The 13,091-nt window shown below is 54.3% G+C and carries 12 protein-coding genes; 8 read left to right on the forward strand and 4 right to left on the reverse strand.

Going from position 1 to position 13,091, the window contains the following annotated elements; translation table 11 throughout:
- Positions 1-101: 101 nt before the first annotated feature.
- Complete coding sequence (locus PSCS_RS14190; RefSeq protein WP_068812861.1) at positions 102-1,175, reverse strand: branched-chain amino acid aminotransferase; 1,074 nt, start codon at positions 1,173-1,175, stop codon at positions 102-104.
- A 175-nt stretch (positions 1,176-1,350) separates the two neighbouring features.
- On the opposite strand from PSCS_RS14190, the gene PSCS_RS14195 reads away from it, so the two are divergent.
- The gene (locus PSCS_RS14195; RefSeq protein WP_068812862.1) at positions 1,351-2,172 is read left to right on the forward strand and encodes a TatD family hydrolase; all 822 of its coding nucleotides are present in this window, start codon (positions 1,351-1,353) and stop codon (positions 2,170-2,172) included.
- Between the two features lie 18 nt (positions 2,173-2,190).
- Here the strand turns inward: PSCS_RS14195 and PSCS_RS14200 are convergent, their stop codons facing one another.
- Both PSCS_RS14200 and PSCS_RS14205 read right to left on the reverse strand, forming a co-directional pair.
- Positions 2,191-2,454 carry a glutaredoxin family protein gene (locus PSCS_RS14200; RefSeq protein ID WP_068812863.1) on the reverse strand — a complete coding sequence of 88 codons (264 nt, stop codon included), beginning with the start codon at positions 2,452-2,454 and terminating at the stop codon, positions 2,191-2,193.
- Complete coding sequence (locus PSCS_RS14205; RefSeq protein ID WP_317621818.1) at positions 2,444-3,562, reverse strand: quinone-dependent dihydroorotate dehydrogenase; 1,119 nt, start codon at positions 3,560-3,562, stop codon at positions 2,444-2,446. Before PSCS_RS14205 ends, PSCS_RS14200 begins: the two co-directional genes overlap by 11 nt.
- Before the next feature lie 177 nt (positions 3,563-3,739).
- Between PSCS_RS14205 and PSCS_RS14210 the strand changes: the two genes are divergently transcribed.
- Genes PSCS_RS14210 through PSCS_RS14240 form a run of 7 tightly spaced genes read left to right on the forward strand, consistent with a single transcriptional unit; the run spans position 3,740 to position 11,526 of the window.
- Positions 3,740-4,699 carry an AAA family ATPase gene (locus PSCS_RS14210; protein ID WP_068812865.1) on the forward strand — a complete coding sequence of 320 codons (960 nt, stop codon included), beginning with the start codon at positions 3,740-3,742 and terminating at the stop codon, positions 4,697-4,699.
- A gap of 19 nt (positions 4,700-4,718) precedes the next feature.
- On the forward strand, positions 4,719-5,690 hold the full coding sequence (locus tag PSCS_RS14215) for a DUF58 domain-containing protein (protein ID WP_068812867.1): 972 nt from the start codon (positions 4,719-4,721) through the stop codon (positions 5,688-5,690).
- Complete coding sequence (locus tag PSCS_RS14220; RefSeq protein WP_082866747.1) at positions 5,669-6,244, forward strand: DUF4381 domain-containing protein; 576 nt, start codon at positions 5,669-5,671, stop codon at positions 6,242-6,244. The genes PSCS_RS14215 and PSCS_RS14220 overlap by 22 nt, the downstream gene beginning before the upstream one ends.
- Positions 6,237-7,253 (forward strand): VWA domain-containing protein, encoded by a 1,017-nt coding sequence (locus PSCS_RS14225; protein WP_068812871.1) that lies wholly within the window; start codon positions 6,237-6,239, stop codon positions 7,251-7,253. The genes PSCS_RS14220 and PSCS_RS14225 overlap by 8 nt, the downstream gene beginning before the upstream one ends.
- Positions 7,250-9,244: a VWA domain-containing protein gene (locus tag PSCS_RS14230; protein ID WP_068812873.1), complete on the forward strand. Its 1,995-nt coding sequence runs from the start codon at positions 7,250-7,252 to the stop codon at positions 9,242-9,244. The genes PSCS_RS14225 and PSCS_RS14230 overlap by 4 nt, the downstream gene beginning before the upstream one ends.
- Before the next feature lie 44 nt (positions 9,245-9,288).
- The gene (locus PSCS_RS14235; RefSeq protein ID WP_157885732.1) at positions 9,289-11,127 is read left to right on the forward strand and encodes a protein BatD; all 1,839 of its coding nucleotides are present in this window, start codon (positions 9,289-9,291) and stop codon (positions 11,125-11,127) included.
- Between the two features lie 33 nt (positions 11,128-11,160).
- Positions 11,161-11,526 carry a translation initiation factor gene (locus PSCS_RS14240; RefSeq protein ID WP_068812876.1) on the forward strand — a complete coding sequence of 122 codons (366 nt, stop codon included), beginning with the start codon at positions 11,161-11,163 and terminating at the stop codon, positions 11,524-11,526.
- Between the two features lie 32 nt (positions 11,527-11,558).
- Here the strand turns inward: PSCS_RS14240 and purF are convergent, their stop codons facing one another.
- Complete coding sequence (gene purF / locus PSCS_RS14245) at positions 11,559-13,085, reverse strand: amidophosphoribosyltransferase (protein ID WP_068812878.1); 1,527 nt, start codon at positions 13,083-13,085, stop codon at positions 11,559-11,561.
- Positions 13,086-13,091: the final 6 nt, after the last annotated feature.

A 13,091-nucleotide genomic window follows, 5' to 3' on the forward strand; every position in this document is an offset into this window, starting at 1 on the left:
CGCAACCGGACTACTGCATTCAAGTAGCCAATCACACCGGCCTGACACTGCAGGCCGGAAACTATCATGTATATGATTGATTTATAAGAGGTAGGGATGAATCAGACTGAACAGTTAACTTCGTGCGTCCAGCCAAATTTATCGTCAGTTTCACCCCGCTGGATACCTACCAGCAGTTCATAGAGACGTTTCATGACCGGTCCGGCTTCTTCGCCATTGCCGTAAAAACGATGCCACTGATCATCCACCCAGATTTTGCCAACAGGTGAAATAACAGCAGCTGTACCACAGGCAGCCACTTCTTCAAAATCTGGCAGTTCTTCGCGCAGATTGATCGCACGCTGTTCAATACTGAGATCCAGTTCCTGTTCTGCCAGGGTCATGATTGAACGTCGAGTCACACTGGGCAACACAGCATTGGACCCAGGGGTGACGAAACTGCCATTCTTCATACTCACGACAATGTTGGCAGAGCCAGCCTCGTCAATGTATTTGCGCTCACGTGCATCCAGGTACAAGGCCTCGTTGGCACCTAGCTGCTGTGCCATGCGGGTGGCCAGCAGCCCACCAGCATAGTTGGCACCGATCTTGTAGTTGCCGGTACCCGATGGTGCAGCCCGATCCAGTTCAGAGACTGCCAGTGAGATCACTGCCAGCCCGGCACTTTTGTAATACGGCCCCACAGGAGAAACAAAAACACGGAATTCAAACTCGTTAGCGGTTTTCAAACCCAGGTTCTCACCCAGGCCAATCAGCATTGGTCGAATGTACAGTGCCGCCCCGGAGCCATGTGGAGGAATCCAGGCATAGTTGGCCCGCACCGCCTCTTCAACACCACGGATAAACAGCGATTCAGGCACTTCTGGCATCAACAACCGTCCTGCCGCCTGGCGCATACGCTCGGCGTTCAGTTCCGGACGAAACAAAAGCACACGACCATCAGGTGCTGTCTGTGCTTTCAGTCCTTCAAAACACTGCTGGGCATAGTGCAACGCTGGTGCGCCTTCATGGGCCACAATCGTATTCTCGGTAATCAGCTCACCTTCCGACCACTGACCGTTCCGATGTACTGCTCGAAATCGGTAATCCGTGGCGTGGTATGAAAACCCGAGCTCGGCCCAGTTTAGGGATTTCTTCTCTTTGGGGGATGTCCCCTGATTCGGTGCTTGTGTCATCGGCTGCAATCCAGTTATTTCTTGTGTATGCGCGTACTTTTGACGTTCTCCGACCTTCTGTTATCCAGACAACTGCCAATCAAGTGACAGTTAACCGGCCCTGAGGATCGGGTCAAAACAAACTATTATCGTTGATAACAGCGCAATCTGCCAGAGGCTGCTATAATCGCGCGCCATGAATTCAACACATCCTCTTATCGACATCGGCGCCAACCTGGGCCACGACTCTTTTGACCATGATCTGGAAGCAGTGCTGGACCGTGCCCGGGCGGCCGGGCTGGTTCATCAAATGGTGACCGGCACGACGCTGGCGGCTTCGCAAAAAGCGCTACAGATCTGCCAAAAGTATCCGGCACTTTCTGCCACGGCCGGCATCCACCCTCATGAAGCCAGCCAGGCCACACCGGCCGTGCTGGGCGGTATCCGTGAACTACTGGACGACCCGTTGGTCAGGGCGGTAGGCGAAACCGGCCTGGACTTCAACCGGGACTATTCCCCGAGACCGGCTCAGGAAGAGTCTTTTGAAGCCCATTTACAGATGGCGGTTGAAACCGGCCTGCCCGCCTTTCTGCACCAGCGAGATGCTCACTCACGCTTCTTACCCATCCTGAAACACTACCGCGATCATCTCTCGGCTGCGGTGGTGCACTGTTTCACTGATAGCAAAGAAGCGCTTTACGATTACCTTGATCTTGATCTGTATATCGGCATCACGGGCTGGATCTGTGATGAACGACGGGGCAGCCATCTGCACGCCATCGTGGGGGACATTCCGGCAAACCGGCTGATGATAGAAACGGACGCCCCCTACCTGATGCCACGTTCACTGCGCCCTAAACCGAAATCCCGACGCAACGAACCTGCCTACCTGACTGAGGTGTTAAGCGTAGTTGCTGAGCACTGTGGCAAACCGGCAACTGTTTTGGCTGAACAAACCACGGCCAATGCCATCCGCTTTTTTGACATTCCGGATGAATCCATGCTGCGCCTCAGATAAACAGGAATCAGCCAAAAGTCAGGCAGGCAGGTGACGGGACAGATAATCCAGCAGGGCCGGTTCGTCGAACGGCCAGCCGATATCTTCTGCCGCCCCTTCAACTTTGATAACCGGGATACGGATGCCGTAGGCTTCCACCAGCGCTTCTGATGTAGAAATATCGACAGGCTGCCAGGTTAACTGGTTCAGCCTGGCCACGGGCTCGAGAATAGCTTCAGCCTGTTCGCAGAGGTGACAGCCGGCTGTGGTGTAAAGCAGGATTGGTGGCGCGTTATCGCTCATGGCTATCACCTGGCTCAGGGCTGTTTCCGCGCTCAGGACTGTTTCCGCGCTCAGGACTGTTCCTGCGCTCAAGGCTGTTTTCTCGCTCAAGGCTGTACAACCCCTCCACGATTTCACGGACCAGTGCCGGGCCACGGTAGATAAAACCACTGTAAATCTGTATCAGGCTGGCACCGGCCGCCAGTTTAGCTTCAGCATCGGCCAGGGAACTGATACCACCAATACCAATGATGGGAATAGCATCACCGAGCAACTCGTGCAGATGGCGAATCACATCGGTAGACGCTTCGCTTAGCGGCTTGCCACTCAAACCACCAGCCTGTTCGCCATGGCGGTGACCGGCCACTGCATCACGGGACAGGGTTGTGTTGGTCGCCGCAACCGCATCAATTTCATACTCTTTTAAGGCGGCAGCGACTGTTTCCAATTCGGCCTGGGTCATATCCGGAGCAATTTTCACCACCAGCGGGACATAGCGCCCATCTGCTTCAGCCAGGCGTTTATGCTCTGTTTTCAGGGTTGCCAGCAAGGCGCGCAAATCATCCCCGTATTGCAGCGTTCGCAACCCGGGCGTGTTCGGCGATGAGAGATTGACCACAATATAGCTGGCCAGGGACCAGGCCTTTTGCAAGCCAATGAGATAGTCATCAGCGGCTTTCTCCACGGGGGTATCAGCGTTTTTACCAATATTGATGCCCAGCACACCGCGAAAACGACTTTTTTTAATCTGTTCCAGGGCGTGATCAATGCCTTTGTTATTAAACCCCATGCGATTGATGATGGCTTCGTGCTCAGGTAAACGGAACAGCCGGGGCTTAGGATTGCCCGATTGCGGCCGCGGTGTCAGCGTACCCACTTCAATAAAACCAAAACCCAGCGCAGCCAGACCATCGATGTGATCCGCATTCTTATCCAGGCCGGCTGCCAGGCCCAGTGCATTGGGAAAGTCCAGCCCCATGACCTTGACTGGCGACTGACGATCCTGGCGCGCCCCGCCAAGCATGCCTGAAACTCCCAGTTGTCTGGCGAGATCCATACCGTCCAAAGCAATTTTGTGGGATGTTTCTTCAGGCAGACTAAACAATGCCGAGCGTAACAGACCATACATCATGTCAGGCGGTTCTCCATATATTGCGGGGTTAATATCCCATTATAAACCATGGCTATCGATGGCGCTGGCACAATCTGAGACAAACTGCCCTCTCACCTTGCTAGACATAAGTTGCAAATTGGTTACAATCGCTGACTACATTGAAAATACCAGCCCGAAAACACAGGGAATTTTATGAGCCATCACAACACAATAAGCGCACTAAAGAATTGGTTAACGACTCAGATTATCGGGCAGGAAAGGTTGGTCGACCGACTTCTTATCGCGCTGCTTGCTGATGGCCACCTGCTGGTGGAAGGTGCTCCCGGCCTGGCCAAGACCAAGGCCATCAAGGATTTGTCCAGAGCTGTTGAAGGTGATTTTCACCGTATCCAGTTCACCCCTGACCTGCTGCCCAGCGATATCACCGGTACCGAAATCTTCCGCCCCGAAGACGGCTCTTTCCGTTTTCAGCCTGGCCCGATATTCCACAACCTGGTGCTGGCTGATGAGATCAACCGGGCACCGGCCAAAGTGCAATCTGCCCTTTTGGAAGCCATGGCGGAACATCAGGTGTCTGTCGGTCGCGAATCATTTCAGTTGCCACCACTGTTCCTGGTCATGGCAACTCAAAACCCGATTGAGCAAGAAGGTACCTACCCGCTGCCGGAAGCACAGCTTGACCGTTTCCTGATGCATGTCGCCATTGATTATCCGAAAGCCGAAGCGGAACGCAATATTTTGCACCTGGTTCGCGATGAAGCGCGCCATGTCGCCCCTGAAGCACCTTCGGTCGTCAGCCAGGAAGACCTCTTTGCCGCACGCCAGGAAATCCTCAGCATGCACATGGCACCTGAAGTCGAGGAATACATTATTCAATTGATCATGGCTACCCGAAACCCGGAAACTTATGGTGACGATCTGGAAAACTGGATTGATTTCGGTGCCAGCCCACGAGGCACAATCGCCCTGGATCGCTGTGCTCGCGCCCATGCCTGGATAGCCGGCAATGACTTTGTCAGCCCGGATGATGTCCAGGCTGTACTGTTTGACGTACTGCGCCATCGGGTGCTCCTCAGCTTTGAAGCCGAAGCCAGCGGGGTAACTGCCGACAAAGTCCTGGCAACCATTCTGGAGCGGGTCCCATCGGCTTAAGGCTGGCGCAGGAGTAATCATGGACGCCACGCTGAAACCGCTACCTCATCAGGCGCTATACCGAACCCGCGGTGCTGTTGTCACGCTGCAGGACTTGCTGCTGCAGCGCTATGCCGCACGGACGATAGCCTATGCCAACCACAAGCGATCCGTGGCGGGCATATCCGGGCTGCATTTATCGAAAATGCGCGGCCGCGGCATCGATTTTGAAGAATTCCGCCCTTATCAGGCGGGCGATGATATCCGCACCATTGACTGGCGTGTCACTGCCCGAATCGGCAAACCGTTTACCAAGGTATTTCGGGAAGAGCGCGAGAGACCGGTCCTGGTAGCCGTTGACCAGTCCAGCTCCATGTTTTTTGGCAGCCACACTGCCTTCAAATCCGTTATCGCCGCTCAGGCAGCAGCAATATTCTGCTGGCTGGCCATTGATAACGGTGACCGTGTTGGCGGTCTGGTCTATGGCGATGAAGACTTCGCTCTGGTCCGCCCCAAGCGAAGCCGCCGCTCCGCTCTGCACCTGCTGAATCAGCTGGAGAATTTTAATACGGCACTGGCTGAGCAGGCTGCCAATCCAGCCAATCACGATCCTGAGGCAGGCAGCCTGGCTTCCACCCTGGGACGTATCCGGCGCATTACCAAGCCCGGCAGCACTATCTATATCATCAGCGATTTCAGCAGCATCGATGATGCCGGTTTCCAGTATCTGCAACAGATTTCACGGCATAACAATGTGGTCTGCTGCTTCGTCAATGACCCGCTGGAAGAGAATCTGCCCATTCCCGGTTACTATAGTATTACTGACGGCCGCGACAAAGGCACATTGAACACCTTCAATCGCAAGGCAAGAGAGAGTTACCGGGACGTTTTCCATCAGCGTCTGGCCTTTCTGCAAGGCGAACTGAATAAAATGAAAATACCACTCATTTCACTACGCACAGACGAACCTGTCGTCGAACGGATACATCAATGGACCTCGCAGACGCTCTGAGCCAACTTAGAGACATACATATGCCTGCGGATACCACAGGCTTCTGGCCACTGGCCCCGGGCTGGTGGGCATTGATCGTGCTGCTACTGGCATTAATGGGCTGGCTATTGTGGCGTTACATTAAAAAACAGCAGCTGCAACGACATATTAATGCTGCCCTGAAGGAGCTGGACCGCTGCCGTGAAACATGGTTGCAGCAAGCAGCACTGGCAGCCAAAGGCAGTCCTGCAACAGACCAGAATGCCGCACGCCTGGACTATGTTAATGGTGTGAATGCTGTGCTGCGCCGTGTCGCCCTGCTGCACTTTCCGGCCAGCACTGTGGCCAGTTTAAATGGCAAGGCCTGGGCCAACTTCATTGCCGCTCAGGACAGACGCAATAACCTCAGCGAAGAACAGTCCAAAGCCCTGGCTCATGGCCGTTTTGCGCGCCAGATCGATATCGATTGCGAGGCGCTTTACAACACAGCCCGACATTGGATAAACGATCTGTATGTCGCTAGAATCAAAGACAAAGCGAATCCACCAAGTGCGGTAGCCCAACAACATGCTTGAATTTTCCTGGCCCTGGATATTTGTGGTTCTGCCACTGCCATTTCTGGTTTACTGGATGCTGCCACGGGCACCACGCCAGGATGCCGCCCTGCGCGTGCCTTTTTTCCAGCAATTGCAGCAGTTGCATACAGATGCTGCCCATAAAATTGATCGCGCCAAGCTTAACCTGATTCTGTGCAGTATTATCTGGGTACTGGTCGTTATTGCCAGCGCCCGCCCGCAGTGGGTCGGTGAGCCCATACAGATCCCCACTACCGGTCGCGACATGATGCTGACCCTGGACATGTCAGGCAGTATGGAGGCCCGTGACATGTACCTGAATAACACACAACTATCGCGTTTCCAGGTGATGCAGGCCGTGATCAGTGATTTTGTGGAAAAACGCAATGGTGACCGACTGGGTCTGACGCTGTTTGCCGCGCACGCCTATATGCTCACCCCGATGACGTTTGACCTGAACAGCGTTCAAACCATGGTGGAAGAGCTGGAAATCGGCATGATTGATGAGTCTGCAACTGCCATTGGTGACGCAATCGGTTTGAGTATCAAACACTTGCGACAGCAACCTGAAAACAACCGGATCCTGATTCTGTTAACCGACGGTATTAACAATGCCGGCTCATTGACGCCAATCCAGGCGGCGCAACTGGCCCAGACAGAAGGCATCAAAATGCATATTGTCGGCGTTGCCTCGGATCAGTTTGGACAACGCTCGCCTTTTGTTGCCCGCACTGGCGGTGCGGTTTCAGAGATTGATGATGAAGCCATGCGTGACGCGGCCGCCATGACCGGCGGCCTCTATTTCCGTGCCCGGACGCTGGAGGATATGGTCGATATCTACGACGAACTGGATCAGATGGAGCCCATTGAGCAGGACGAACAAACCTATCGCCCAATTACAGTGCTGTTCCACTGGCCACTGTCGCTGGCATTGCTGTTGAGTTTTGCCGTGGCCTTCCTGGCCATCCCGTCTGCCCTGTCCTTTGGTCGCGGGGGTGAAACTGCATGAATGAATCCATGACCCTGATGCAGGCCCTGTCCAACTTTCACTTTCTGCGACCGCTATGGCTGCTGGCCCTGATCCCTGCCTTTTTCTTTTTCCGCCGCCTGTGGATTCTGGAATCCAGCAGCACAGCCTGGCAAAAAGTCATTGACCAGTCCCTGCTGCCTTACCTGCTGAAAGCCAGTCGACAGGCGAGCAAACGACTTCCTCTTTATCTGTTATTAGGCGTATGGGTGGCCAGCATCATTGCACTGGCCGGTCCGACCTGGAAACAGCAGCCAGCACCTGTGCAGCAGCGCCAGGATGCGCTGGTTATCGTGCTGGACCTGTCAGTACCAATGTTTGCCACCGATGAAGAACCCAACCGTATCACGGTCGCCAGGCGCAAGGTGCTTGATCTGCTTAACCAGCGGGTTGAAGGTCAAACCGGACTGGTGGTCTATGCCGGTGAAGCTCACATGGTAACGCCGTTGACCGATGACAGTGTCAGCATTCGCGCCATGGTGCCGGCCCTGACCCCCAACATCATGCCAGTACGCGGCAATAATCCGGCCCAGGCATTACAAATGGCCGTTAACCTGCTGAATGAGTCCAGTGTCAATTATGGTCGTATCCTGCTGCTCTCTTCAGGTATTCCGGCAGATGGCAACCAGGCTATCAACGATGTCATGAATGGCGTCCCCTACCCGCTGCACGTCATCGGTGTTGGCACCGAGGAAGGCGCCACCATTCCAACATCAAACGGGCAGGTACTGCGCAATAACAGCGGTCAGCCCGTGATTGTTCAGATGAACCGCGACAACCTGCAACGCATTGCTGAGTCAGCTCGCGGCCTGTATCACGATATTACCCTGGATGACGAAGACCTCAACCATGTGCTGGCGGAAAACCGCATGACTGATTCCGCGGACGACTACCAGGCCGCTGATGATGAGGTCGCACTCTGGGAAGATGCCGGCCCCTGGCTGATTCTGCTCGTACTGCCGCTGGCAGCGCTGTGCTTCCGCCGTGGCTGGGTGATGCAGTTGGCCCTGACCTGCGGCGCTACCTGGCTGGCCATGGCCGTGTTACCTGGCCAACCACTCCATGCCCAGGAAGCCAGCAATGAAAACAGTGCCCAGCAGTCACAGGATGGCAGTCCAGAAGAGATTGACCTGACTGACCCCCTGGCTAACCCGGAACTGCGCGAACAGTATTCACCGAACAACCTGGAAGCTGGCGAAGGCATGCAGATACAGACCATCGGTAACACGCCTGAAGCACAAGGCGGCGCTGAGGAAACTGATCCTGGCTTCCGTTTGCGCGACCTGTTTCTGAACCGTGAGCAACGTGCCATGGAAGCATTGCAGGAAGAGCGCCCGGTTCAGGCCTCCCAATTGTTTGAAGACCCTGAATGGCGCGGTACGGCTCACTACCGGGCAGGCAACTATGCCGCGGCCATTGCTGATTTCAGTGAGTCGAACGACATTGACTCACTCTATAACCTGGGCAACGCGCTCGCCTTTGCTGAACGCCTGCAGGAATCCATCGCCGCTTATACCCGTGTGCTGGAACTGAACCCGCAACACCAGGACGCGGCTCACAACAAAGCCATTGTTGAGGACCTGCTGGAACAGCAGGAGCAACAGGAGCAGGAAGAACAAGAGCAGCAGGAAGAACAGGAACAGCAGGAATCCGCCGAAGCTGAAAGCGAAGAGAACCAGGACGAAAACGAGCCGCAGCTGGAACAGGATCAAGAGCAGCAGGAACAGGATCAGGACCAGGATCCACAGGATCAGGAAGCGCCTGAACAGGAAGAACAGCAAGATGCGGAGACTGACAACTCCCAGAAAAACCAGCGCAGCCAGAACTCTGAATTTGAAGAAGACCAGGAAACACTTGAGCAATTCCTGCGCCGCATCGAAGATGAGCCCGGTGAGCTCTTGCAACGCAAATTCCAATTTGAATCGCGTCGTCGCATGATGGAACGTCGTGCTGCAGAACAGGGGGCACGCTAATGGATTGCCTGAATACTGTCAGCTTCAACAGGATCTTCACGCGTATGGGACAGGCATTGGTCAGCAAACGGCCCGGGCAAAAAACCAGACAAAGTGTGCTTGCCCTGCTGCTTAGCGCCACTGCTTTGATCGTCAGTGTTGTCAGCCCAGTCGCCCTGGCCCAGACGGGTGATATTGAAGCCACCCTGACCCCCAAAGAATTGGTCCGTGGCGAAACCACCACGCTGACCATCCGTTCATTTGGTCAGCAAAGCGGTGTCACCATTGACCTGGATCCTTTGCGTGAACAGTTTGATATCATTTCCAGTCGCTCATCCAGCCACCTGCGTTCGGTTAATGGTCAGATCGAGTCCTGGACGGACTATATCCTGATACTGTTTCCGCGCGAACTTGGTGAACTGGAAGTGCCTTCCGTTTCAGTCGGCAACCAGCAAACCCCTTCGTTTGCCATTAATGTTGGCGAGATGCCCAACAATGGCCTAGAGCCTGGCCAGGAAGTCTACCTGGAAGCCGTGGTCAATAAAGAATCGGTATATGTGCAGGAACAGGTACTGTTTACCATTCGGCTCTACTACACCATTGCCGGTATCAGAAACCCGCACTTTACAGAAATTGACCCTGAAAATGCGGTTATTCAGCAACTCGGCCAGCCCCACCAGTATGAGCGCCTGATAGACGGTGTGCGTTACGGTGTTTATGAAAAGAATTACGTGATCTTTCCCCAGCGCAGCGGCAGCCTGAGCATCCCTGATATTGTCTTCCGTGGCGAAATAACCGACGGTTCCAGCAGCTTTGTCTTCCGGCAGCGAAATGTGCGCCCGGTCACTGCCTTTGCCACTGGCTATAATATTGATGTCAAGGAACGTCCGGCAGCATTCCCTGCGGATACGACCTGGTTGCCAGCCAGCAACCTGATTGTCGAAGAAACCTGGGACGGCGATATTGATTCACTGGAGCCGGGCGATTCCATCCAGCGCGAAGTCACGGTAACCGCCAATGGCCTGGATGGCCCCGCTTTGCCTCCCTTTAATATCGGTGAAATTGACACCGTTAATGTCTACCCCAACCCCGGCGATGTCGACCGACGTATACAGGATGGCAATGTGGTCGGTACCCGTGTGGAAAGCTACGAAATGGTCGTAACAGAAGCCGGCCAGGTGACTGTTCCTGCCCTGGAAATCCCCTGGTGGGATACGGACACAGATTCCATGCAATATGCCACCCTGCCATCAACGACGTTCCGTGTGCATGCGACAGGCAGCCCTGAAGCCACTGACCCGGAAGAATTGCTGTCGCAAATGGGACGACAAGGTAACGCCAACGCGATCGACCCGCTCATCACGCCACGACAGACTGAGGGCTGGATTCTGTACAGCTTGACCGCTGTTATCGCTGCTATTTTGCTCGGCATGTGGTGGCTATGGCGTCGACGCCTGCAACAGCTGGCGATGCTGGCAGCCAATCCGGAGCCGCCACGCCAGCCTGCATACCAGCGCCAGATTGACATTGAAGCCGAAAGCGAAGCCTTTAATGAGCTACTCACGGCGATCAAACAAGGGGATGCACAGCAAATCCGTATTCGTCTGATTGCCTGGGGGCGCCAGTATTACCAGGATCCTGGTCTGTACAACCTTGATGCGCTTTCACAGCGGTTGAATTCCGAGACCTTACAACGCGAGTTCAGAAAGTTGCAGGCCAGCCTCTACGCCAGTCCGAAGGCAACAGATGACCTCAGCGCGAAAGGTGGAGAAGACAATGCTGCCAGCAGCGCCAATCAATGGCTGGCTTTGCAGGAAGCATTAATCGCCCTGCGTGACAGCCAGCGCAGTAAACAGCAACAGTACAATGCCAAATATTCGTTACCGCCACTGTATCGCCACTGATAGCGATTCAGTGGCAGCAACCCAACCAATACCATGAGCCAATCCTTAAAAGATCAACTTTCCAGTCTGGTATACAGCACCGAAAAGGGACGACTTTGCCCGGAATGTGGTGAGTCTGAGTGTGTCTGTCAGCAGCGCAAAGCGGAGACAGTCCTGGGTGATGGCAACGTAAAAATACGCCGCGAAAGCAAAGGCCGTAAAGGCAAAGGTGTGACCCTGGTAGAAGGGCTGGCCATGAATGCAGATGAATTGAAAACGCTGGCCAAGGCCCTGAAAACACACTGCGGCTGTGGCGGTGCGGTAAAAGCAGGCGTTATTGAAATTCAGGGTGATAAGCGCGAAGCTGCACAAGCCTTTCTGGCCCAGCGCGGTATCAAGGCCAAGCTGGCAGGTGGCTAGATCAACCACCTGCCCTTTCGCCAGCAACAGAATCAGGCCGCGTCGCTATCACGCTCATCGTCATCATGTTTCTGTTTACGGCTCTTCTCGCGCTGTTTTTTGGCCGCATCATTACGCGCTTCTTCCAACGCTTTCAGGTAAGCCTCATCAACATCACCCGTGATGTAGTGACCATCAAAAACCGCACAGTCGAACTGAGAGATTTCCGGGTTACCTTCACGCGCCGCTGCCACCAGATCCTCCAGGTCCTGAAAAATCAGCCAGTCAGCGCCAATCAGCGTCTGAACTTCCTCTTCCGTGCGTCCGTGGGCAATCAGTTCATTGGCCGACGGCATATCAATACCGTAAACATTAGGGTAGCGCACAGGCGGTGATGCTGATGCAAAATAGACATTCTTGGCACCCACATCACGGGCCATCTGAATAATCTGCTTACAGGTAGTGCCGCGCACAATAGAGTCATCAACCAGCAGTACGTTCTTGCCCCGGAACTCCAGCTCAATGGCGTTAAGTTTCTGGCGCACGGATTTTCGTCGTTCACTTTGCCCAGGCATGATAAATGTCCGGCCAATATAACGGTTTTTTACGAAGCCTTCGCGGTACTTCACGCCCAGGCAATTGGCCAGTTCCAGCGCTGAGGTCCGACTGGTATCAGGAATCGGGATAACCACATCAATATCATGGTCAGGCCGAAGACGTTTTACCTTATCAGCCAGACGCTCCCCCATACGCAAACGCGCTTTGTAAACAGAGATACTGTCCATCATGGAGTCAGGTCGCGCAAAATAAACATGTTCAAAAATACACGGCGTGATCGTTTTCGGTTCCGCGCAGACACGGGTATGCAAACCACCATTGACATCAATAAAGACAGCTTCACCAGGCGCCACGTCGCGTACAACAGTGAAGCCCTGCGAATCAAGTGCAACGCTTTCCGAAGCCAGCATATACTCGGCGTCGCCCTGTTTGTTTATGCGCTTGCCATAAACCAGCGGACGAATACCATGGGGGTCACGAAAACCGACAATACCATACCCGCTGATCATCACCAGCGCGACATAACCACCGCGACAGCGTCGATGCAGCCCCTCCATAGCTTTGAAGACATCATCCGGCGTCGGAACTTCCCGGCCTACCTGCACCAGCTCATGAGCAAAAATGTTAAGCAACACTTCAGAGTCGGAGTCGGTATTAATGTGACGAAGATCTTCGGAGTAGAGTTCTTTGGCAAGTTGCGCCGAGTTGGTCAGGTTGCCATTATGAGCCAGGGACAGACCGTAGGGGGAGTTAACATAGAAAGGCTGGGCCAGTGCGGGACTGGAACTGCCTGCAGTTGGATAACGAACATGACCTATTCCCATATTACCCGTCAGGCGGCGCATGTGCCGGGTACGGAATACATCCTTGACCAGACCGTTATCCTTGCGAAGATTCAACTTTCCTTGATCGGAAGTCGCGATACCGGCAGCATCCTGTCCCCGGTGCTGTAACACGGTCAACGTATCGTAAAGCGTGACAGCAACATCAGATTTGGCAACAACGCCAACTAAACCACACATGCAAAT

Origin of the sequence: Pseudohongiella nitratireducens, from assembly GCF_001642735.1 — a bacterium.
GTDB classification, from domain to species: Bacteria; Pseudomonadota; Gammaproteobacteria; order Pseudomonadales; family Pseudohongiellaceae; genus Pseudohongiella; species Pseudohongiella nitratireducens.

What these genes read in the sequence shown, in the direction of transcription:
- PSCS_RS14225 (WP_068812871.1), top strand. Translation starts at nt 6,237, where the DNA reads ATGCTTGAATTTTCCTGGCCCTGGATATTTGTGGTTCTGCCACTGCCA.
- PSCS_RS14195 (WP_068812862.1), top strand. Translation starts at nt 1,351, where the DNA reads ATGAATTCAACACATCCTCTTATCGACATCGGCGCCAACCTGGGCCAC.
- PSCS_RS14220 (WP_082866747.1), top strand. Translation starts at nt 5,669, where the DNA reads ATGGACCTCGCAGACGCTCTGAGCCAACTTAGAGACATACATATGCCT.
- PSCS_RS14215 (WP_068812867.1), top strand. Translation starts at nt 4,719, where the DNA reads ATGGACGCCACGCTGAAACCGCTACCTCATCAGGCGCTATACCGAACC.
- PSCS_RS14210 (WP_068812865.1), top strand. Translation starts at nt 3,740, where the DNA reads ATGAGCCATCACAACACAATAAGCGCACTAAAGAATTGGTTAACGACT.
- PSCS_RS14190 (WP_068812861.1), bottom strand. Translation starts at nt 1,175, where the DNA reads ATGACACAAGCACCGAATCAGGGGACATCCCCCAAAGAGAAGAAATCC.
- PSCS_RS14230 (WP_068812873.1), top strand. Translation starts at nt 7,250, where the DNA reads ATGAATGAATCCATGACCCTGATGCAGGCCCTGTCCAACTTTCACTTT.
- PSCS_RS14205 (WP_317621818.1), bottom strand. Translation starts at nt 3,562, where the DNA reads ATGTATGGTCTGTTACGCTCGGCATTGTTTAGTCTGCCTGAAGAAACA.
- PSCS_RS14240 (WP_068812876.1), top strand. Translation starts at nt 11,161, where the DNA reads ATGAGCCAATCCTTAAAAGATCAACTTTCCAGTCTGGTATACAGCACC.
- PSCS_RS14235 (WP_157885732.1), top strand. Translation starts at nt 9,289, where the DNA reads ATGGGACAGGCATTGGTCAGCAAACGGCCCGGGCAAAAAACCAGACAA.
- PSCS_RS14200 (WP_068812863.1), bottom strand. Translation starts at nt 2,454, where the DNA reads ATGAGCGATAACGCGCCACCAATCCTGCTTTACACCACAGCCGGCTGT.
- purF (WP_068812878.1), bottom strand. Translation starts at nt 13,085, where the DNA reads ATGTGTGGTTTAGTTGGCGTTGTTGCCAAATCTGATGTTGCTGTCACG.